General features: G+C 55.6%; 16 protein-coding genes. 7 read left to right on the plus strand and 9 right to left on the minus strand.

The window, feature by feature from the left end; all coding sequences use genetic code 11:
• Positions 1-496 precede the first annotated feature (496 nt).
• Positions 497-814, minus strand: a complete 318-nt coding sequence (gene metJ / locus ACMV5I_RS25985; protein WP_006317756.1) for a met regulon transcriptional regulator MetJ — start codon at positions 812-814, stop codon at positions 497-499.
• Positions 815-1,131: 317 nt separating this feature from the next.
• Between metJ and metB the strand changes: the two genes are divergently transcribed.
• The 3 genes from metB (at position 1,132) to metF (ending at position 5,846) form a co-directional block, all read left to right on the plus strand.
• Entirely contained in the window at positions 1,132-2,292 is a 1,161-nt protein-coding gene (gene metB / locus ACMV5I_RS25990; RefSeq protein WP_021181896.1) for a cystathionine gamma-synthase, read from the plus strand.
• Positions 2,293-2,295: 3 nt separating this feature from the next.
• Positions 2,296-4,731, plus strand: a complete 2,436-nt coding sequence (locus ACMV5I_RS25995; protein WP_024482870.1) for a bifunctional aspartate kinase/homoserine dehydrogenase II — start codon at positions 2,296-2,298, stop codon at positions 4,729-4,731.
• A 215-nt stretch (positions 4,732-4,946) separates the two neighbouring features.
• Complete coding sequence (gene metF / locus ACMV5I_RS26000) at positions 4,947-5,846, plus strand: methylenetetrahydrofolate reductase (protein WP_021807217.1); 900 nt, start codon at positions 4,947-4,949, stop codon at positions 5,844-5,846.
• Between the two features lie 36 nt (positions 5,847-5,882).
• Here metF and rihC read toward each other — a convergent pair whose 3' ends face one another.
• The 4 genes from rihC to argE form a co-directional block, all read right to left on the minus strand.
• On the minus strand, positions 5,883-6,818 hold the full coding sequence (rihC, locus tag ACMV5I_RS26005) for a ribonucleoside hydrolase RihC (RefSeq protein ID WP_414825597.1): 936 nt from the start codon (positions 6,816-6,818) through the stop codon (positions 5,883-5,885).
• 75 nt (positions 6,819-6,893) lie between these two features.
• Positions 6,894-8,264: a C4-dicarboxylate transporter DcuC gene (gene dcuC, locus ACMV5I_RS26010; protein WP_414825598.1), complete on the minus strand. Its 1,371-nt coding sequence runs from the start codon at positions 8,262-8,264 to the stop codon at positions 6,894-6,896.
• 332 nt (positions 8,265-8,596) lie between these two features.
• A complete protein-coding gene (gene ppc / locus ACMV5I_RS26015; protein ID WP_121608331.1) occupies positions 8,597-11,233 on the minus strand; it encodes a phosphoenolpyruvate carboxylase in 2,637 nt (878 codons plus the stop codon).
• Positions 11,234-11,548: 315 nt separating this feature from the next.
• Complete coding sequence (argE, locus tag ACMV5I_RS26020) at positions 11,549-12,694, minus strand: acetylornithine deacetylase (RefSeq protein WP_414825599.1); 1,146 nt, start codon at positions 12,692-12,694, stop codon at positions 11,549-11,551.
• 218 nt (positions 12,695-12,912) lie between these two features.
• Between argE and argC the strand changes: the two genes are divergently transcribed.
• The 4 genes from argC (at position 12,913) to argH (ending at position 17,403) form a co-directional block, all read left to right on the plus strand.
• Positions 12,913-13,917, plus strand: a complete 1,005-nt coding sequence (argC, locus tag ACMV5I_RS26025) for an N-acetyl-gamma-glutamyl-phosphate reductase (RefSeq protein WP_024482861.1) — start codon at positions 12,913-12,915, stop codon at positions 13,915-13,917.
• A gap of 20 nt (positions 13,918-13,937) precedes the next feature.
• Entirely contained in the window at positions 13,938-14,711 is a 774-nt protein-coding gene (argB, locus tag ACMV5I_RS26030; protein WP_021181908.1) for an acetylglutamate kinase, read from the plus strand.
• A 26-nt stretch (positions 14,712-14,737) separates the two neighbouring features.
• Positions 14,738-15,955 carry an argininosuccinate synthase gene (locus ACMV5I_RS26035; protein ID WP_024482860.1) on the plus strand — a complete coding sequence of 406 codons (1,218 nt, stop codon included), beginning with the start codon at positions 14,738-14,740 and terminating at the stop codon, positions 15,953-15,955.
• A 74-nt stretch (positions 15,956-16,029) separates the two neighbouring features.
• Positions 16,030-17,403, plus strand: coding sequence for an argininosuccinate lyase (argH, locus tag ACMV5I_RS26040; protein WP_024527920.1), 1,374 nt, complete (start codon positions 16,030-16,032; stop codon positions 17,401-17,403).
• Between the two features lie 30 nt (positions 17,404-17,433).
• Here the strand turns inward: argH and ACMV5I_RS26045 are convergent, their stop codons facing one another.
• From ACMV5I_RS26045 to ACMV5I_RS26060, 4 genes are all read right to left on the minus strand, one after another.
• A complete protein-coding gene (locus ACMV5I_RS26045) occupies positions 17,434-17,760 on the minus strand; it encodes a type II toxin-antitoxin system HicB family antitoxin (protein WP_414825600.1) in 327 nt (108 codons plus the stop codon).
• Positions 17,747-18,007, minus strand: coding sequence for a toxin HicA (locus tag ACMV5I_RS26050; protein ID WP_414825601.1), 261 nt, complete (start codon positions 18,005-18,007; stop codon positions 17,747-17,749). Before ACMV5I_RS26050 ends, ACMV5I_RS26045 begins: the two co-directional genes overlap by 14 nt.
• Before the next feature lie 170 nt (positions 18,008-18,177).
• Positions 18,178-19,626 (minus strand): dihydrolipoyl dehydrogenase, encoded by a 1,449-nt coding sequence (locus tag ACMV5I_RS26055; RefSeq protein ID WP_121608334.1) that lies wholly within the window; start codon positions 19,624-19,626, stop codon positions 18,178-18,180.
• A gap of 131 nt (positions 19,627-19,757) precedes the next feature.
• Positions 19,758-20,489, minus strand: coding sequence for a glutathione peroxidase (locus ACMV5I_RS26060; protein WP_021181914.1), 732 nt, complete (start codon positions 20,487-20,489; stop codon positions 19,758-19,760).
• Positions 20,490-20,601 lie beyond the last annotated feature (112 nt).

Consider the following 20,601-nt stretch of genomic DNA (forward strand, 5'->3'; position numbering starts at 1 on the left):
TCGGGTCGTAAAGACCCAGAAAGAAACCGAATATATGCCTGCAATACCTGTTCACCTTTTTCAAGAAAACACTGGCGTTATCGGGAGCGTCCATATATGCGCGATTGCGAGCCCCCAGGGACGGGTTCACGGCGTGTCGGCGTTCTGCACCATCCTCACCTGCTAACACTCTTCGCGCAGCTTTTTAGTGGTGCGATGGTGCAGATAAAACGTACAATCATGATAAGACAAAATATGAGATGAGGCGGCTATGACTGTTGAGTCTGATGGTGAACTGCTAGATGTATCAAAGGCTGGGTCCCATTTGCAAACGCTACGGGATCTAGTGACTGAAGGCTTGAACAGCGGGGTGTCAGAAACATGGAGTAAAGTTGCGTTTTTACAGCGAGTGAAGGGAAAATTACATGGAAGAGATTCGACACAAAAAGCGGGTTGCCAATAAAAACTAACCCCACAAAAATGTGAGGTTAGTCAGCAGCCTTCGGTGCAGGCAGGATCAATATTCCCAGGTATCAGGGTCGACACCCAATTCTCGCATCAGTACTTTCGCGGCTTCCGGGATTTCATCGCTGCGTTCTTTGCGCAGGTCTTCATCGTTCGGCAGCGGCTGGCCGGTAAAGGCGTGCAGGAATGCTTCACACAGCAGTTCGCTGTTGGTGGCGTGGCGCAGGTTGTTTACCTGGCGACGAGTCCGTTCATCCGTCAGGATTTTCAGCACCTTCAGCGGAATGGATACCGTGATTTTTTTGACTTGCTCGCTCTTTTTACCGTGTTCAGCGTAAGGGCTGACATACTCGCCGTTCCACTCAGCCATGGGACACCTTAAAATTGTCTGAAAAATACAAAATTCTAAAAACCGACCAATTATGCCCGATCTTCACTGTGCTCACTAAATAAATGTCTACTTTACGCGATAAGGGTCACTGAATCTGATGATTTAATAGGCTATGCCTATGCATTGTTGGGCTGACATCTTATCAATATTACAAACCGCCATAATTTTAGCGGGTATTGTCCCTTTGCTCAATCTATACGCAAAGAAGTTTAGATGTCCAGATGTATTGACGTCTATATCTACTGCGGTTAATCTTTAGGCCTCATTCCCCCACTTTCCGAGAGCCGAGCCACCCTATGACGCGTAAACCAGCCACGATTGCCGTACGTAGCGGTCTGAATGATGACGAACAGTACGGCTGTGTCGTCCCGCCGATCCATCTTTCCAGCACCTATAACTTCACCGATTTCAACCAGCCCCGAGCTCATGATTACTCACGCCGTGGTAACCCTACGCGTGATGTCGTGCAGCGTGCGCTGGCAGAGTTGGAAGGAGGTGCGGGTGCGGTGATGACCGGGAGCGGGATGTCGGCGATCCATCTGGTGACCACGGTATTTCTCAAACCGGGCGATCTGCTGGTGGCCCCTCATGATTGCTACGGCGGTAGCTACCGTCTGTTCGATAGCCTGAGCAAACGCGGGGCGTATCGGGTGCTGTTTGTCGATCAAGGGAATGAAGCCGCACTGCGCGATGCGTTGGCACAAAAGCCGAAGTTGGTGCTGATCGAAAGCCCAAGCAACCCGTTATTACGCGTGGTGGATATTGCCGCCATCTGTAAAGCGGCCCACGAAGCCGGTGCGCTGACCGTGGTAGACAACACCTTCCTCAGCCCGGCGCTGCAACAGCCGATCGAACTGGGTGCCGATCTGGTCGTCCACTCTTGTACCAAATACCTCAACGGCCACTCCGACGTGGTCGCGGGCGCGGTGATCGCTAAAGATAAAGATCTGGCGGTCGAGCTGGCCTGGTGGGCCAACAATATTGGCGTCACCGGCGCGGCATTCGATAGCTATTTGTTATTGCGGGGGATGCGTACCCTGTCGCCACGTATCAAGGCTGCACAACATAATGCCGAGGCGATTGTCGGCTATTTACAGCAGCAACCCTTGGTCAAAAAGCTGTATCATCCTTCCTTGCCAGAAAACCCTGGCCATGAGATTGCGTGCCGTCAGCAACGTGGGTTCGGTGCCATGCTCAGCTTTGAACTGGATGGGGATGAAGCGCTGCTGCGCCGTTTCCTGTCCGCTTTGGAGCTGTTTACGCTGGCGGAATCTCTGGGTGGCGTAGAAAGCCTGATCTCACATGCAGCAACCATGACTCACGCCGGTATGGCGCCAGAAGCGCGTGCCGCAGCGGGGATTTCCGAAAGCCTGCTGCGTGTTTCCGTGGGGATTGAAGACAGCGAAGATTTGATTGCCGATCTGGAACAAGCCTTCCAGGCGGCGGCTACGAGGTAAGTCATGAATGCAATTGCGGTAGCAGGGCCGGTTAGCGGGCGTCAACTGCACAAATTTGGCGGCAGCAGCCTGGCAGATGTGAAGTGTTATCTGCGGGTGGCCGGGATCATGGCCGAATACAGCCAGCCGGGTGACATGATGGTGGTGTCGGCGGCGGGTAGCACCACCAACCAACTGATCAGCTGGCTGAAGCTCAGCCAGAGCGATCGTCTTTCCGCGCATCAGGTGCAGCAAACGCTGCGCCGTTATCACAGTGAGCTGATCGGCGGGTTGTTGCCTGTAGAAACGGCGGAACCGCTGATTGCCGAATTTATTCACGATCTTGAACGCCTGGCCATCCTGCTGGACGGCAAGGTTGATGATGCGGTGTATGCCGAAGTGGTGGGGCACGGTGAGATCTGGTCAGCCCGCCTGATGGCTGCGGTGCTGAACAAGCAGGACATGCAGGCGGCATGGCTGGACGCGCGTGATTTCCTGCGTGCCGAACGTGCGGCGCAACCGCAGGTCGATGAAGGCCGCTCCTATCCGTTATTGCAGCAACTGCTGGCACAACATCCGGGCAAACGTCTGGTAGTGACCGGCTTTATTTCGCGTAATGACAGCGGTGAAACCGTGCTGTTGGGGCGCAACGGCAGTGACTATTCCGCCACGCAGGTTGGCGCATTGGCCGGTGTGGAGCGAGTCACTATCTGGAGCGACGTGGCCGGGGTTTACAGCGCCGATCCGCGCAAAGTGAAAGATGCCTGCCTGCTGCCGCTGCTGCGTCTGGATGAAGCCAGCGAGCTGGCCCGCCTGGCGGCTCCGGTGCTGCATACTCGTACTTTGCAGCCAGTGTCTGGCAGCGACATCGATCTGCAATTGCGCTGTAGCTATCAGCCGGAACAGGGCTCAACCCGTATCGAGCGCGTACTGGCTTCCGGTACCGGTGCCAAAATTGTCACCAGCCACGATGATGTCTGCCTGATCGAACTCAGCGTTGCGCCGCAGCATGACTTCAAGCTGGCGCAGAAAGAGTTGGATCTGGTGCTCAAGCGCGCGCAGATCAAACCGTTGGCCGTAGGGGTTCATCCTGACCGAAACCTGATCCAGCTTTGCTACACCTCTGAAGTGGTGGGCAGCGTGCTGCGCATTTTGCAGGAGGCCGGATTACCGGGTGAACTGCAACTGCGTGAAGGGTTGGCGCTGGTGGCCTTGGTGGGCGCGGGCGTGTGCAAGAACCCGTTGCACAGCCATCGTTTCTATCAGCAGTTGAAGGACCAGCCGGTGGAGTTCATCTGGCAGGCCGAGGATGGCATCAGCCTGGTGGCAGTGCTGCGTCAGGGGCCGACCGGTCTGCTGATCCAAGGCCTGCACCAAACGTTGTTCCGTGCGGAAAAGCGTATTGGTCTGGTGCTGTTTGGCAAAGGCAATATTGGTTCACGTTGGCTGGAGCTGTTTGCTCGCGAACAGAAGAACATCTCTGCGCGCAGCGGCTTTGAGTTTAGCCTGGCAGGGGTGGTGGATAGCCGTCGCAGCCTGCTCAATTACGAAGGGCTGGATGCCAGCCGCGCGCTGGCGTTCTTTGAAGATGAAGCCCAGGAGCTGGACGAAGAGTCGCTGTTCTTGTGGATGCGGGCGCACCCGTTCGACGATCTGGTGGTGCTAGACGTCACCGCCAGCGGGGAGTTGGCGGAGCAATATCTGGACTTTGCCAGCTATGGTTTCCATGTGATCAGCGCCAACAAGCTGGCGGGGGCCTCATGCAGCGCCAATTACCGCCAGATCCGCGATGCGTTTGCCAAAACGGGCCGCCACTGGCTGTATAACGCCACCGTGGGGGCCGGGTTACCGGTGAATCATACCGTGCGCGATCTGCGCGACAGCGGGGACAGTATCCTGGCGATCAGCGGTATCTTCTCCGGCACGCTTTCCTGGCTATTCCTGCAGTTTGACGGCACGGTGCCTTTCACCGAGCTGGTGGATCAGGCTTGGCAGCAGGGGCTGACGGAACCGGATCCGCGTGTTGACCTGTCTGGACAAGACGTGATGCGTAAGCTGGTGATCCTGGCACGTGAAGCGGGTTATGACATTGAACCTAACCAGGTGCGTGTGGAGTCGCTGGTGCCTGCAGGCGCGGAGCAAGGCTCCATCGATCAGTTCTTCGAGAACGGCGATGCGCTGAATCAGCAAATGCTACAGCGTTTCGAAGCGGCCAACGAAATGGGCCTGGTACTGCGCCACGTGGCGCGTTTCGACGCCAATGGCAAAGCGCGCGTTGGCGTTGAGGCCGTGCGGCCAGAACATCCGCTGGCTTCGCTGCTGCCTTGTGACAACGTGTTTGCTATCGAGAGCCGCTGGTACCGCGACAACCCGCTGGTGATCCGTGGGCCAGGGGCCGGTCGCGACGTGACTGCTGGAGCCATCCAGTCCGACCTTAATCGCTTGGCACAACTGCTTTAAATCCTCGCTTTAACCTCGGGGGTGGCGCTGCGCTGCCCCCGTTCAATCCTTGAACATGAAATTCTCTCATCTTGCGTGAGGATTAATCATCGTATCTCCCTCACTTTCCTGTTGACTCTTCAGGCAACATCCGGCATTTTCTATCTAGACGTCTAAACGTATAGACGCTTATTATAACGAAGCAAAAACAGTGATCGATAAGAGGCGGACAGGGTATGAGTTTTTATCACGCAAACCAGCGGGAAGCGCTGAATCAGAGTCTGGCAGAGTTAAATGGCCAGATTAACGTGTCGTTCGAGTTCTTCCCGCCGCGCACCAGCGAGATGGAAGATACCTTGTGGCAGTCGATCGATCGCCTGAGCAGCCTCAAACCCAAGTTTGTTTCTGTGACCTACGGTGCCAACTCGGGTGAGCGTGACCGTACCCACAGCATCATCAAGGGGATCAAAGAGCGTACTGGTCTGGAAGCTGCCCCTCACTTGACCTGTATTGATGCCAGCCCGGCGCAATTGCGTGAGATCGCTACCGATTACTGGAACAGCGGTATCCGCCATATTGTCGCGCTGCGCGGTGATTTACCGCCAGGCGGTGGCAAGCCAGAAATGTATGCAACCGATCTGGTCACGCTGCTCAAAGACGTCGGCGACTTTGATATTTCTGTCGCGGCCTACCCGGAAGTGCATCCGGAAGCGAAAAGCGCCCAGTCAGACCTGATCAACCTGAAACGTAAAATCGATGCCGGTGCCAACCGTGCCATCACCCAGTTCTTCTTCGACGTAGAAAGTTATCTGCGTTTTCGTGACCGCTGTGTGACTGCTGGCATCGACGTAGAAATCGTGCCGGGCATTCTGCCAGTGTCCAACTTCAAGCAGCTCCAGCGCTTTGCCACCATGACCAACGTGCGGGTGCCAAGCTGGATGACCAGCATGTTTGCCGGGCTGGATGACGATGCGGAAACCCGCAAGATGGTCGGCGCCAATATCGCCATGGATATGGTGAAGATCCTGAGCCGCGAAGGGGTCAAAGATTTCCACTTCTATACGCTCAACCGTGCGGAAATGAGCTACGCCATCTGCCATACCCTGGGCGTGCGCCCTGCTGCAGTAGTTGGTTGATAGATAGCGGTTGCCGTTGCGGCAACCGCGCCAACATCAAGGAACGGCCGGGTGCGTGAGCATCTCCAGGAACCACTGCCGGAATCCTTCGACATCGATTTCCAGACAGACCTCGGCATTGGCTGGCAGTTTCAGACGGTTGGCCAGATCGACGCAGGTCGTTCCTCTGGTCAGCTCACCTTGCGTCTCTACCGCCACATGGCAGGCCTGAGTGGTAAACAACTCGGGTTTTGCCAGATAGGCCAGAGCGCACAGGTCATGCATTTTCAGCCCACGGCTCATACTCCCACCCCGATAGTGTTGGAACAGGCTATGCAGCATGGCCCCGGTGCGGTTCAGCGTCGGTAAGCTGGCGATCATCTCGGCGGTAAGCGTAGCCCGGTTGGTGACGTCCAGCCCGCACATCACAATCGGGATACCGCTGGCAAACACCATGCTGGCGGCCTCGGGATCCACGTAGATATTAAACTCCGCGTTTGGCGTATGGTTGCCTCGGCCAGCGGAGCCTCCCATCATGACGATCCGCGCGATAGATGGCTTACATTCCGGGTAGAGCGTGAGCAACAGGGCAATGTTGGTTAACGGACCAATCGGCACCAAGACGATAGGTTCCTTGCTGGCCAGCAGCAGGTCACGCATCACTTCGACGGCATGACCGTCAACGATCTGCCGTGTTGGTTCCTCAAACGCGTACCCATCCAGGCCTGAGTTGCCGTGAATATGGCTGGCATCTTCCAGTTTACGTACCAGTGGAGCCGCTGCCCCGCGAGCTACGGGCGTGGACGCGCCCAGGAAATGCAGTAGGCGCAGCGCATTGTGGGTGGTTTTACCCACGCTGACGTTGCCCGCCACCGTGCTCACCAGGCGCAGGTCGATTTTTGGATGAAACAGTGCGGCAACCAGCGCGACGGCATCATCGATACCGGGATCGGTATCCAGGACCATGGCAATAGGTGCAGAGCTAGAGGACATAATATCTCCCATACAGGATGGATCAGGCGTTAGCGCTGATGGTCAAAATAGCTGATAGTGCTCATTTGCATCTCCTCAGAATGAATAGCGGATCAGCGTGAAAATCAGGGTGGCGACAAACCCGACCAGCAATGGCACCGAGGTTCTTTTGACCACCTCAATCGGGCTGACTTTGACTACTGATGCCACGATGATCACCACCGCAGAAACTGGCGATATCGCACGGATCAGGTTTGAGGTCAGCTGCATAGGCAGGGCAATCATTACCGGATCGACGTGAGCCTGATTGGCAATAGATGGAATAAGCTCAATAAAGGAGTAGAACACCGCATTACCGCTACCGCTGATCAGCGTGATCAGCGCGGTCAGGCCGGAGAAGATAAACATCAGGCCGATCCCGGCGTTATTGACCTCTTTAACCAGTGAGGCCACGGTGCCGATGGCCCCGATGACGGTCAACCCGGCCACCAGGGTGCTGGCAGCCACGATCAACACCACCACCTGTGAGAAGCCTTGCCCCATGCCGGTGAAGAACAGCGACGAGTTTTTCATTTGCTCGCGCAGGTCGCCTTTGCGGATCAGTTCCACAATAAAGGCCAGCGCAAACGAGAACAGGGTGATTTCCACCAGGCCGATTTTGATCTGGCGGAAGAACAGGCCAAATACCACGATCAGGAATAACGGGATCAGCGGAAAAAGGGCGTAGTAAGCCGGAGGGAGTTGGCTGTTGGTGGCCAATTTACTCTCATCGACGTCGGTAAACGCGGCTGCACCCTGGCGCTTATCCATGTACTTTTGCCAGAAATAGTGCGCGATGCCGATAATGACCAGCACCGGCAGTGAGATAACGGCATGGTGCATAGTAACGTAGTCCACCACGTGTTCGAAACCCAGGATTTTGGCTGCTACCACATTATCGCCACCCAGCGGTGTGGGTACGATGGTGGCAGTGGTGGCAATGACCCCGGCGGCGCTGAGTGAGGACATGTTTGCCACGCGCAGAATGGGGTAAAGCGTGGCCATTAAAATCACGGCGAGTGAGGCGGCACTGGGAATAATCAACGACAACAGTGACCCTATCCAGAATACTATCGGCACCAGAATATAGGGGGAGCGGATCTTCGCGATGGGTTTTGACATGATTTTAACCGCGACATCGTTTGCGCCAATGTGCGACATATAAGCGGAAAAGCCGAACAGCACCATGATGATGATGCCCGCCCGGCTAAACTGCTTGATGAAATCCAGCTCGATTTGTTTTAACGGATCCAACCAGACGTTTCCCGTCCCCGTTCCGGCGCTCAAAATCGGCAAGCCCAAAGTGGCTGCCGCCAACATGAGTACGATCCCTGAGCTAAACAACACCAGCTTGGTGTCGTAATTCTTGGCAATGGCGTAACCGGCCACGACGAGTACTACCAAGCTGATTATTAGTGCTACATCCATTTACTTTCCCTGTCATTATCAATCTTCATGATAAATATCTTTATGTGAAGGTATTTTCAAGAAGGTAAGGTCTTTGTCTATTACCAGTAACGAATAGTACCGGTAATTGTGATGTTAACTGCATTATTGGGCAATAAGTTCAGCATAATCAACGCAAAAGGTGTGGTCAAACTGAGCCTGGACTCAGAATGAGAGTCAGCAATAACAGTCTTGATAACCCGCAGTGAGTGACAGCTGTGACAAAATCTGCAGATTAGGAACGGGGATAACCGGGGGGAGAATAAGCACCGACGCCGATCGCATCGGTGCTTGCTGCAAAAGATGAAGCAATATTAGCCGGTGTTGCGCATCCCGGCCGCCACGCCAGCAATAGTGACCATTAGAGCCTGCTCAACGCGGGCATCCGGATGCTCCTGCTGGCGCGAACGGTGCAGCAGCTCGGCCTGCAACACGTTTAGCGGGTCGGTGTAGACGTTGCGCAACGCGATAGATTCGGCGATCCACGGCAGGTCTTCCATCAGATGGTCGTCGTTGGCAATGGTCAGCACCGCCTTGATATCGCTGGCCAATTGATCACGCAACTGTTGGCCGAGCGGCCACAGGGACTTGTCTACCAGACGCTGATCGTAGTATTCCGCCAGCCACAGGTCGGCTTTGGCGTATACCATTTCCAGCATCGCGATACGGGTAGAGAAGAACGGCCAGTTGTGGCACATGGCTTCCAACTGGTCCTGCTTGCCAGCCTTCACCGCTTCCTGCAGGCCAGCACCGGCACCCAGCCAGGCTGGCAGCATCAGGCGGTTCTGCGTCCAAGCGAAGATCCACGGAATGGCACGCAGGCTTTCAACACCGCCGTTCGGGCGGCGTTTGGCCGGGCGTGAACCCAATGGCAGTTTCCCCAGTTCCTGCTCTGGCGTAGCAGCGCGGAAGTAAGGCACAAAGTCTGGATTTTCACGCACGTAACCGCGATACATGTTGCACGAGGTTTCGGACAGTTCGTCCATCAGCGTGCGCCATTCTGGCTTAGGCTCCGGCGGTGGCAGCAGGTTGGCTTCCAACACCGCACCGGCGTACAGCGCCAGGCTGCTGATGGTGACTTCTGGCAGGCCGAATTTAAAGCGGATCATCTCGCCCTGTTCGGTCACGCGCAGGCCACCTTTCAGGCTGCCTGGTGGTTGGGACAGAAGAGCGGCGTGCGCAGGTGCGCCACCACGGCCAATTGAGCCACCACGGCCATGGAACAGCGTCAGTGCTACTCCGGCCTTCTCACAGGTTTTGATCAGTGCGTCCTGTGCACGGTATTGCGCCCAGGAGGCAGCCATCACGCCAGCATCTTTTGCCGAGTCGGAATAGCCGATCATGACCATCTGTTTGCCCTGAATAAAGCCGCGATACCAGTCGATGTTCAGCAACTGGGTCATCACGTCTTCGGCGTTGTTCAGATCGTCGAGGGTTTCGAACAGTGGGGCCACGGGTAGCGCGAATGGGCAACCAGTCTCCTTCAACAACAGGTGCACGGCCAAGACGTCGGACGGGGTACGAGCCATGGAAATGACGTAGGCGGCGATCGAACCTTGTGGCGCTTCGGCGACCACCTTGCAGGTTTCCAGCACTTCCTGAGTGTCTGCACTCGGCTCCCACTTCAGTGGCACCAGCGGACGTTTGGAGTTCAGCTCACGGATCAGGAATGCCTGTTTGTCGGCTTCTGACCAGCTCTCATAATCCCCCAGGCCCAGATAGCGGGTCAGTTCGGCAATGGCTTCGGTATGGCGGGTGCTTTCCTGGCGCACGTCGATACGCACCAGCGGTACGCCAAAGCAGCGTACGCGGCGCAGCGTGTCCAGCAGTTGGCCGTTGGCAATAATGCTCATGCCACAGGCCACCAAAGATTGGTAGCAGGCGTACAGCGGTTCCCACAACTGCTCGTTATTTTCCAGCAGGTCGTGTGGACGCAGGACGCGTTCGCCTTTCAGGCGGCCTTCAAGATAGGCCTGGGAGCTCATCAACTGGCTGCGCAGTTGCTTCATCAATTCGCGATAAGGTTCTTGTACTTCGTCACCACCGGCAAGTTCGCGCAGCTCAGGAGTACATTCGGTCATCGACAGCTCGGAGACCAGCACCTGAATATCACGGGTGAACAGATCGCAGGCCTTCCAGCGGCTCAGCAACAGCACGTGACGGGTGATTTCAGCGGTCACGTTCGGGTTACCGTCGCGGTCGCCACCCATCCAGGAGGTGAAGCGGATAGGTACGGCTTCTACCGGCAGGCGGTAATCGATGGAGTTTTCCAACTGTTCGTTGAACTCGCGCAGGAAAGCCGGTACGCCTTCCCACAGGCTGTTTTCCACCACGGCAAAGCCCCATTTGGCTTCATCGACCGGGGATGGACGATTTTTGCGGATCTCGTCGGTATGCCAGGATTGCGCGACCAACTGGCGTAGACGGCGCATGATTTTATTACGCTCGTAGTCGGCCAGGTCGTTATGATCCAGCTGGCTCAGACAGGTGTTCACCTCAACCAGCTTGTGGATCAGGGTGCGGCGGGTAATTTCCGTTGGGTGAGCGGTCAGGACCAGCTCGATGGAAAGATCGTCCACCGCCTTTTGCAGCTGTTTGTTATCCAGCTTGTTGTCTTTCAGCTTGGTAAACAACTGCGCCAAGGCTTCCGGGTTGCTGGCCGCTTCGCCGTGCGGCGAGATGCTGTGGTATTGCTCGGCAACGTTGGTCAGGTTGAGGAATTGGCTGAAGGCGCGGGCAACGGGCAGCAGCTCATCGTTGGACAGGTTCTGCAGCGTGGAGAGCAGCTCCTGACGATGCGCCTCGTTACCGGCACGTGAAGATTTGGAAAGCTTACGGATAGTTTCAACGCGATCGAGAATATGCTCGCCCAGCGCTTCTTTAATGGTATCGCCTAGCAGTTTGCCGAGCATACTGACATTACTTCGCATTGCCGAATATTGTTCGTTCATATAATCCCTGACCCAGTTCTTTGTATACTTATCATCCTCCGATCGCGGTGTTTTTCGCCACGACCTGAACACGATGAGTACGTGATTTTTCATCTTGTAAGTAAATTTCACGTGCCGACGCAGACCGCCGGTTTTATCTGGTCACGTGCCTGTCCAATCATCAATTGACACTATTTTTAGCAAAAAAACATCAAATTCGGCGTATTTTCTGAAATTTAATTACGCGCTGCCGGTTATCAGTCTGGCTTATCGGCTTAAATTACTACGTCTTAATAGGTAGGGAATGGTAACCCATTCCCCTGTTGTTACTAAGGTTTATTGCCGGCAGAAATGGTCGACCAACTGACCCAGCAGCTTACGCGTTGGCTCAATAAACGCGGTATCCAGATACTCGTCCGGTTGGTGCGCCTGGTTGATCGAACCAGGGCCGAGCACCAGCGTTGGGCACACTTGCTGGACGAACGGCGCTTCGGTGCAGTAGTTGACCACTTCGGTGCGTGCACCCAGCAGTTTTTCAATCACCGCCACCATGTGATGGTCGGTAGGGCATTCGTAGCCAGGGATCGGCGGATGTAGCTCATCGATCGTCAAGCGGCCCGGCCAACGTTGGCTTACCGGCGCCAACGCTTCTTGCAGTAGTTCGTTGATGTTATCCAGCGTCATCCCCGGCAGCGGGCGGATATCCATATGCAGTTCACAGCAGGCACAGATACGGTTAGCCGCATCGCCACCGCTGATATGGCCAAAGTTCATGGTCGGGTAAGGCACCGCAAACGCCGGGTTGTTGTAGCGCTCCTGTAGCGTTTTGCGCAATTCCATCAGATGCCCGATGGACTCATGCATCAGATCAATGGCATTGACGCCGCGCGCCGGATCGCTTGAATGGCCCGACTGGCCAACGATGCGGATCGCACTGGAGATATGGCCTTTATGCGCGCGCACCGGTTGCAGCGAGGTTGGCTCGCCGATGATGGCAAAGTCCGGGCGGATTTTACTGGAAGCAGCAAAGTAACGTGCACCAGCCATCGTCGTTTCTTCATCAGCGGTGGCCAAAATGTACAGCGGCTTGGTTAGCTTGCTGGCATCGATATCGCGTACCGCATCGAGGATAAAGGCGAAGAAGCCTTTCATGTCGGCAGTACCCAGCCCGTACAGCTTGTTGTCGTGCTCGGTCAGGGTAAAAGGATCTCGCGTCCAGCGCCCCTGATCGTAGGGCACCGTGTCGGTGTGGCCAGCCAGCAGCAGGCCGCCGCTGCCTTCACCGAGGCTAGCCAGCAGGTTGAATTTGTTGCGGGTATCCGGCACGGGCTGCACGTCGACGCGGAAGCCCAAATCGTTGAACCAGCCGGCCAGCAAGTTGATTAATGCTTCATTACTCTGATCGAGGGCACCATCGGTGGCGCTGATCGACGGAGTGGCGATCAACGCCCGGTACAGCTCAATAAATGGAGGTAATTTCATCTTCACTGTTGACAGCCTTTGGTTAGGATAGTATCAATATTCATGCATTTATTTTGAATAAAAATACAGTAAGCTAGAGCATAAGGGAACCTGTAACCCGGATGTTGATAAAAACATCACGCTCAACCACGTGGGTGAACCGCGCAACAACGCGACCAAGCCCTGCTACCAGGGTCGCCGTGACTCTTAGATTGCTAGCCAAGAAGGTGAAAGGCCACATGTTGAATACGCTGATTGTTGGTGCCAGCGGTTATGCCGGAGCAGAGCTCACGGCTTACCTGAATCGCCACCCACACATGAACATAACCGCTTTAGCGGTTTCAGCGCAAAGTGCAGATGCAGGAAAATTGCTTTCCGAGCTGCACCCTCAATTAAAAGGCATCGTCGATCTGCCATTACAGCCGCTGGTTGACGTTGCCGCCGCGGCCAAAGGCATCGACGTTGTTTTCCTCGCGACCGCCCATGAGGTGAGCCACGACATCGCGCCAGCATTCCTGGCTGCCGGTTGTGTGGTATTCGATCTCTCCGGCGCCTTCCGCGTGCAGGATGCTGATTTTTATCAACAGTATTATGGTTTTACACACCAGCATGCCGACTGGCTGGCGCAGGCAGTTTACGGCCTGGCGGAGTGGCAGAGCGAAAAACTCAAGCAGGCGCAACTGATTGCCGTGCCGGGCTGCTACCCAACGGCGGCGCAGCTGGCGCTCAAACCGCTGCTCGACAAGCAATTGCTGAACCTGGATCAATGGCCGGTCATCAACGCCGTCAGCGGTGTGAGCGGTGCAGGGCGTAAAGCCAGCGTCACGACCAGTTTCTGTGAAGTCAGCCTGCAACCTTATGGCCTGTTCAATCACCGTCATCAGCCAGAAATTTCTGCTCATCTCGGGGTGCCGGTCATCTTTACGCCACACTTGGGTAACTTCCCACGGGGTATTCTGGAAACTATTACCTGCCGCCTGAACAAGGGCGTCACCGCGCAAGACGTGGCAGCGGCTTACCATGCGGCTTATGACGACAAACCGCTGGTACGGCTGTACGACCAAGGAGTGCCAGCACTGAAATCCGTGGTGGGCCTGCCGTTCTGTGATATCGGCTTTGCCGTGCAGGGCGAGCATCTGATCGCCGTAGCCGCAGAAGACAACCTGTTGAAAGGCGCGGCGGCCCAGGCGGTGCAGTGTCTGAATATCCGTTTCGGCTTCCCGGAAACCCAATCCTTACTTTAAATCAGCGTGAGTAAACAGCAATGAATCCATTGATTATCAAACTAGGTGGCGTGCTACTGGACAGTGAAGAAGCGCTGGAGCGTTTGTTTACCGCGCTGGATGTCTATCGCCAGGAACATCAGCGCCCGCTGGTGATCGTTCACGGCGGCGGCTGCGTGGTGGATGAATTGATGAAACAGCTCTCCCTGCCGGTAGTGAAGAAGAACGGCCTGCGTGTCACTCCAGCCGATCAAATCGACATCATCACCGGCGCACTGGCAGGAACGGCTAATAAAACCCTGCTGGCCTGGGCGGTGAAGCACAAAATTAATGCCGTTGGCCTGAGCCTGGCAGACGGTGGCAGTGTTGCGGTAACTCAGTTGGACCCAGCGTTGGGCCATGTGGGCCATGCAGTACCAGGAACACCTGCGCTGCTCAATACCTTGTTGGGCGCTGGCTACCTGCCAGTGGTCAGCTCCATCGGCATTACTGCCGAAGGGCAACTGATGAACGTAAACGCCGATCAGGCTGCGACGGCCCTGGCCGCCACGCTGGGGGCGGATTTAATCTTGCTGTCGGATGTCAGCGGTATTCTCGACGGCAAAGGGCAGCGCATCGCGGAAATGACCGCACAAAAAGCCGAGCAACTGATTGCTCAAGGCATCATTACCGATGGTATGGTGGTGAAGGTCAATGCGGCGCTTGATGCTGCACGTACCCTTGGCCGCCCGGTAGATATCGCCAGCTGGCGTAATGCCGAAAAGCTCCCTGCTCTGTTTAATGGTGTGTCGATTGGCACCCGGATCCTCGCTTAAATTTAGAATTAAAAAGGAATAACACAATGCAAAACAAAGGCATCAAGAAAATCGTTCTGGCGTACTCCGGCGGTCTGGATACTTCGGCCATCATTCCATGGCTGAAAGAGAACTACGGTGGCTGTGAAGTGGTAGCCTTCGTGGCGGACATCGGCCAGGAGCGCGGCGATCTGGAAGGCGTTGAGCAGAAAGCTCTGCAATCCGGTGCCTCTGAGTGTCATGTTGTCGATCTGCGTGAAGAGTTTATCCGTGACTACGTTTATCCGGTGCTGCAGACCGGCGCACTGTACGAAGGCAGCTACCTGCTGGGGACTTCAATGGCGCGTCCGATCATTGCCAAGGCTCAGGTTGAGCTGGCACTGAAAGTGGGTGCCGATGCGCTGTGTCACGGGGCTACTGGTAAAGGTAACGATCAGGTGCGTTTCGAAACCACCTATACCGCATTGGCTCCGCACCTGAAGGTGGTCGCGCCTTGGCGTGAGTGGAACCTGCGTTCCCGTGAGGCCCTGCTGGATTACCTGAAAGAGCGTAATATCCCTACCACCGCTTCGCTGGAGAAGATCTACAGCCGTGACGAAAACGCCTGGCACATCTCTACCGAAGGCGGCGTGTTGGAAAGCCCGTGGAATGCACCAAATAAAGATTGTTGGGTTTGGACTGTCGATCCGTTGGAAGCACCGGACAAGCCAGAACAAGTAACCGTCACCGTAGAGAAAGGCTGCGTTGTTGCCGTTAATGGTGAAGCGATGAGCCCGTATAAGTGTCTGGAAACCCTGAACGTGCTGGGTGCCAAACACGGCGTGGGTCGTATCGATATCGTAGAAAACCGCTTGGTAGGGATCAAATCCCGTGGTTGCTATGAAACCCCGGGGGGCACGATTATGGTTGCCGCGCTGCGTGGGGTCGAGCAGTTGGTACTGGATCGTGATAGCTTTAAGTGGCGTGAGCAGTTGGGCTTGGAAATGTCCTACGTGGTCTACGATGGCCGCTGGTTTGCTCCGCTGCGTCGTTCCATTCAGGCTTCCGCACAAGCGCTGGCGGAAGAAGTTAACGGCGAAGTGGTGCTGCAATTGTATAAAGGCCAGGTGACGGCGATCCAGAAGAAATCGGCCAACAGCCTGTACTCAGAAGAATTTGCGACCTTTGGCGAAGACGAAGTTTACGATCACAGCCATGCGGGTGGCTTTATCCGTCTGTTCTCGCTCTCTTCCCGTATCCGCGCGTTGAACGAGAAGAAAAAGTAACGTCGTTGGTTTAGCGTCAATTTGAGGGGCGCAGCATGCTGCGCCCTTTCGCATACTTATTCAGGAGCAAGATTATGGCACTTTGGGGCGGACGGTTTAGTCAGGCAGCGGATCAGCGGTTCAAACAGTTAAATGATTCCCTGCGCTTCGACTATCGCCTGGCGGAACAGGATATTGTGGGCTCCGTCGCCTGGTCAAAAGCGCTGGTGACCGTCAACGTACTGACGTCAGCAGAGCAACAGCAGCTTGAGCAGGCACTGAACGTGCTGCTGGAAGAAGTGCAGGCCGATCCTCTGGCGATCGTTAACAGCGACGCAGAAGATATTCACAGTTGGGTTGAGCAGAAGCTGATCGATAAAGTCGGCGATCTGGGCAAAAAGCTGCATACCGGCCGCAGCCGTAACGATCAGGTGGCCACCGATCTGAAACTGTGGTGCAAACATCAGGTTAGTGAACTGCATCAGGCGTTGGTACAGCTGCAACAGGCGCTGGTAGAAACCGCCGAAGCCAATCAGGATGCGGTGATGCCGGGTTACACCCACCTACAGCGCGCCCAGCCGGTAACTTTTGCCCACTGGTGCCTCGCTTACGTTGAGATGCTGGCGCGTGATGAAAGCCGCCTGCAGGATACGTTGAAACGCCTGGACGTCAGCCCGCTGGGTAGCGGTGCCTTGGCCGGAACCGCTTATCCGATCGACCGTGAACAACTGGCTGGCTGGTTGGGCTTTGCCTCTGCCACGCGCAACAGCCTGGATAGCGTCTCCGATCGTGACCACGTGCTGGAGCTGCTGTCCAATGCTGCCATCAGCATGGTGCACCTGTCGCGCTTTGCCGAAGACCTGATCTTCTTCAACAGCGGCGAAGCGGCGTTTGTCGAGCTTTCGGATCGCGTGACCTCAGGGTCATCGCTGATGCCACAAAAGAAAAACCCCGACGCGTTAGAGCTGATCCGTGGCAAGTCTGGGCGTGTGCAAGGGGCTTTGACCGGCATGATGATGACGTTGAAAGGCCTGCCGTTGGCCTACAACAAAGACATGCAGGAAGACAAAGAAGGGCTGTTCGACGCGCTCGACACCTGGATGGATTGCCTGCAGATGGCGGCATTGGTGCTGGACGGCATTCAGGTGAAGCGCCCGCGTTGCCAGGAAGCGGCACAGCAAGGCTATGCTAACGCCACCGAACTGGCCGACTATCTGGTGGCCAAAGGCGTGCCGTTCCGCGAAGCGCACCACATTGTGGGTGAAGCGGTAGTGGAAGCGATCCGCCAGGGCAAGCCGTTGGAAGACCTGCCGCTGAGCGATTTGCAGAAATTCAACAGCGTGATTGGTGACGACGTTTATCCGATCCTGTCGCTGCAATCTTGCCTGGATAAGCGCGCGGCCAAGGGTGGTGTTTCTCCTCAGCAGGTTGCCTATGCGATCGCCGAGGCGAAAAAACGTCTGTTCTAAGCTACGCTTGAGGGCAGCGCAATGCTGCCCTTATCCTGCCAACCGGGCGCACAAATAGCGGTTCAGGCTAACGCCTTCATCCATAGCATTAATCGCCAGACGGCGATGCTGTTCCGGGGTCATCCGCAGCACCAGTTTTCCACTGAAGTTTTTCTCTGCCAGCGCTTCTGGTGGCGTTTCGCCCTGGGCGAGCATATCGGCAATCACATCGCGGACCAGTTTTTCAATACCGTCCAGCGCTACCGTACGGTTAGGTGCCAGCCATGACAGAGAGGGAAACTCCGTACAGAGGCCGACATACTCGCTATCTTCTGCTGACCAGGTGATGCGATAAGTGTAGTGCTCATGTTTTTCCATTTTCTTCCTCCAGTTTGATCAGCGCGCTGATCACCTGTTTGACCTGATATACCTTTGCCATGCCGCTATCTGTACGTTGGATATTCACGCGTGGAGCCCTCGGCCAAGGCATTTTGTAAACCTTGTGACTGCCACCGTTCAAGCGGGGTGGGCCAAACCAGTCGGTGCAGATCTTTACTAATGTGTTGAATTTGATATTGGCTTGCCGCTGTTGCAGATCGTCAATGGTTTCTCTGAGTCCTTTCATTTAGCTGTCCTATATTAGTATCAATATTAGTATCACCTCAAGACGGGGGAGCATAAAAATGACGCTAAAACCAAAACTCGGCAAGCAAGGAGATTCAAGGCTGGAATGCCATACGCAAAAAACCGGGCGCGAAGGCCCGGTGGATGGTGACTCATAGCAGAGATAAAGGTTTATTCGCCAGGGCAACGCTGGCAGCGTTCCGCCTCAGACTCACCCAGCTTCAGCTTGGCTTGCAGATCGCGTAGCGCGGTACGCAGCCCTTCTTCGATCACCGGGTGGTAGAACGGCATATCCAGCATTTGGTCGATGGTCATCTGCTGCTGATGTGCCCAAGCCAACAAATGGGCGATATGCTCCACGTCCGGCCCCATCATCTCAGCACCCAGGAAGCGACCTGTCCCTTGCTCGCCATAAACGTGCAAGATGCCTTTATTGCGTAGCATCACCCGGGAACGGCCCTGGTTTTCGAACGATACGGCACCCACTTCAAAACAGCCGCAGGCGCTGAATTTCTGGTTCAGTTCACGGAAGGTCGAGCCGACCATGGCAATTTGCGGGTCTGAGAACACCACGGAAATCGAGCTACGGCGCAGGCCTGGCGTTACTTCTGGGAAGCTGCCCGCGTTGTGCCCGGCAATACGAGCCTGATCGCTGGCTTCGTGCAGCAGTGGCAATTGGTTGCTGGCATCACCGGCGATGAAAATATGCGGCACGCTGGTTTGCATGGTTAAGCGATCGGCCTGTGGCACGCCTTTGGCATCCAGCACCAGAGTGGTATTTTCCAACCCCAGCTTGTCGACGTTCGGACGGCGGCCGGTGGCGGCCAGCACGTAATCCACCATCATTTCCTGCGTTTGGCCGTGCAGATCCTGGTAGCGGATAAACACTTTGTCGCCTTCGCGCTGCATGATGTCTACTTTGACATCCGGGTCGAGATAGAACTCTTCACCCAGCGTTTTAGCGGCATATTCCCGCACTACGCTGTCGGTCAGCGGGCCAACCGCGCCGCCAACGCCGAACACTTTGGTGGCAACGCCAAGGCGATGCAGCGCCTGTCCCAGTTCCAATCCGATCACCCCTGGGCCAAATACCGCGACGGACTGCGGCAAATCATCCCAGTTAAACACATCGTCATTGACGATCAGGCGGTCGCCAAGGTCGTTCCACGGTGCAGGCCAGCTAGGGCGGGAACCGGTGGCAATCACGATACGCTGCGCGACGATGCGCGTATGTTCGTCAACCTGCAAAGTGTTGTCGTCAATGAAGCGGGCATAGCCCTGAATTTTATCTGCGGCCGGGATGCTATCGACTCCTTCCAGTACAAAACCGACGAAGCGATCACGCTCGCGTTTGACGCGATCCATCACTTCACGGCCATTGATGGTGGTTTTTCCCGCCGGGTGGACGCCAAATCCTGGAGCCCGTTCGATCTGATGCACCGCTTCTGCCGCAGCGATCAGTAATTTGGAAGGCATACAGCCAACGCGGGCACAGGTGGTGCCAAAAGGTCCGCCCTCAATCATCACCACGCTGGGGGTAGAAAGTTTTGCTGCGCGGTAAGCGCCTAGTCCAGCTGTGCCGCCGCCAATAACGGCGACGTCGACATTCAACAGTTTCATATCCGCTCCTGAAGGGTATAAAAAAAGGGCGGGTTAGCACCCGCCAAAAGTCACATTACTTCTATTCCGTTGGTTTACAGGCGACAGATTGTTGAACCGTGCCTGAGGCCCATCGGGTTTATTTTTATCATTCAGGCTGACAGGAAGTTTTCCAGATCGTCGCTACCACCGATGTGACGACCACCGATAAACACCTGTGGCACGGTAGCGCGGCCGCTGACAGCGCGCAGGCTGACCGTGGTCGCGTCTTGGCCCAACACGATTTCTTCATATTGGATCCCGCGCTCTTGCAGCATTTGTTTGGCTTTGGCGCAGAACGGGCAGCCCGGTTTGGTGAACAGGGAAACCGATTCCTGCACTTGGAATTCAGGTGCCAGGTATTTCAACATGGTGTCGGCGTCAGAAACTTCAAACGGGTCGCCCGGCTTGTTTGGCTCGACGAACATTTTTTCTACCACACCGTTACGCACCAGCATGGAGTAGCGCCATGAACGTGGGCCAAAGCCCAGATCGGCTTTCTCAACCAGCATGTTCATGCCCTTGGTGAATTCACCGTTGCCGTCCGGCACGAAGGTAATATTTTCGGCGTGTTGATCGGCTTTCCAGGCGTTCATCACAAAAGTATCGTTCACCGAGACGCACAGAATGCTGTCAACGCCATGTTGCTTGAACACGCTGGACAGTTCGTTATAGCGCGGCAAATGGCTGGATGAGCAGGTTGGGGTGAACGCGCCCGGCAAGGAGAACACGATCACGGTTTTGTCTTTGAACAGGTCATCCGTGGTGACATCGATCCATTGGTCGCCCTGGCGAGTATGGAAGGTAACCTGAGGGACTTTTTTGCCTTCTTGACTGGTAAACATGAATTAACCCCTTAATTAGAAAAATGAATTTTTTATGTTGGCGCCGTTGCGCTTCGTTGGGGGACATTATTCACTGCGGGGCTTGATAGTTCTAATCACTCGTTGCTATCTT

This window comes from Serratia sp. T13T92 (genome assembly GCF_047530105.1).
Taxonomy (GTDB): Bacteria; Pseudomonadota; Gammaproteobacteria; order Enterobacterales; family Enterobacteriaceae; genus Chania; species Chania fonticola.

Bases quoted from the DNA above. Each gene is read 5' to 3' on its own strand.
- metJ (WP_006317756.1), bottom strand. From the start codon at position 814: ATGGCTGAGTGGAACGGCGAGTATGTCAGCCCTTACGCTGAACACGGT.
- metB (WP_021181896.1), top strand. From the start codon at position 1,132: ATGACGCGTAAACCAGCCACGATTGCCGTACGTAGCGGTCTGAATGAT.
- ACMV5I_RS25995 (WP_024482870.1), top strand. From the start codon at position 2,296: ATGAATGCAATTGCGGTAGCAGGGCCGGTTAGCGGGCGTCAACTGCAC.
- metF (WP_021807217.1), top strand. From the start codon at position 4,947: ATGAGTTTTTATCACGCAAACCAGCGGGAAGCGCTGAATCAGAGTCTG.
- rihC (WP_414825597.1), bottom strand. From the start codon at position 6,818: ATGTCCTCTAGCTCTGCACCTATTGCCATGGTCCTGGATACCGATCCC.
- dcuC (WP_414825598.1), bottom strand. From the start codon at position 8,264: ATGGATGTAGCACTAATAATCAGCTTGGTAGTACTCGTCGTGGCCGGT.
- ppc (WP_121608331.1), bottom strand. From the start codon at position 11,233: ATGAACGAACAATATTCGGCAATGCGAAGTAATGTCAGTATGCTCGGC.
- argE (WP_414825599.1), bottom strand. From the start codon at position 12,694: ATGAAATTACCTCCATTTATTGAGCTGTACCGGGCGTTGATCGCCACT.
- argC (WP_024482861.1), top strand. From the start codon at position 12,913: ATGTTGAATACGCTGATTGTTGGTGCCAGCGGTTATGCCGGAGCAGAG.
- argB (WP_021181908.1), top strand. From the start codon at position 13,938: ATGAATCCATTGATTATCAAACTAGGTGGCGTGCTACTGGACAGTGAA.
- ACMV5I_RS26035 (WP_024482860.1), top strand. From the start codon at position 14,738: ATGCAAAACAAAGGCATCAAGAAAATCGTTCTGGCGTACTCCGGCGGT.
- argH (WP_024527920.1), top strand. From the start codon at position 16,030: ATGGCACTTTGGGGCGGACGGTTTAGTCAGGCAGCGGATCAGCGGTTC.
- ACMV5I_RS26045 (WP_414825600.1), bottom strand. From the start codon at position 17,760: ATGGAAAAACATGAGCACTACACTTATCGCATCACCTGGTCAGCAGAA.
- ACMV5I_RS26050 (WP_414825601.1), bottom strand. From the start codon at position 18,007: ATGAAAGGACTCAGAGAAACCATTGACGATCTGCAACAGCGGCAAGCC.
- ACMV5I_RS26055 (WP_121608334.1), bottom strand. From the start codon at position 19,626: ATGAAACTGTTGAATGTCGACGTCGCCGTTATTGGCGGCGGCACAGCT.
- ACMV5I_RS26060 (WP_021181914.1), bottom strand. From the start codon at position 20,489: ATGTTTACCAGTCAAGAAGGCAAAAAAGTCCCTCAGGTTACCTTCCAT.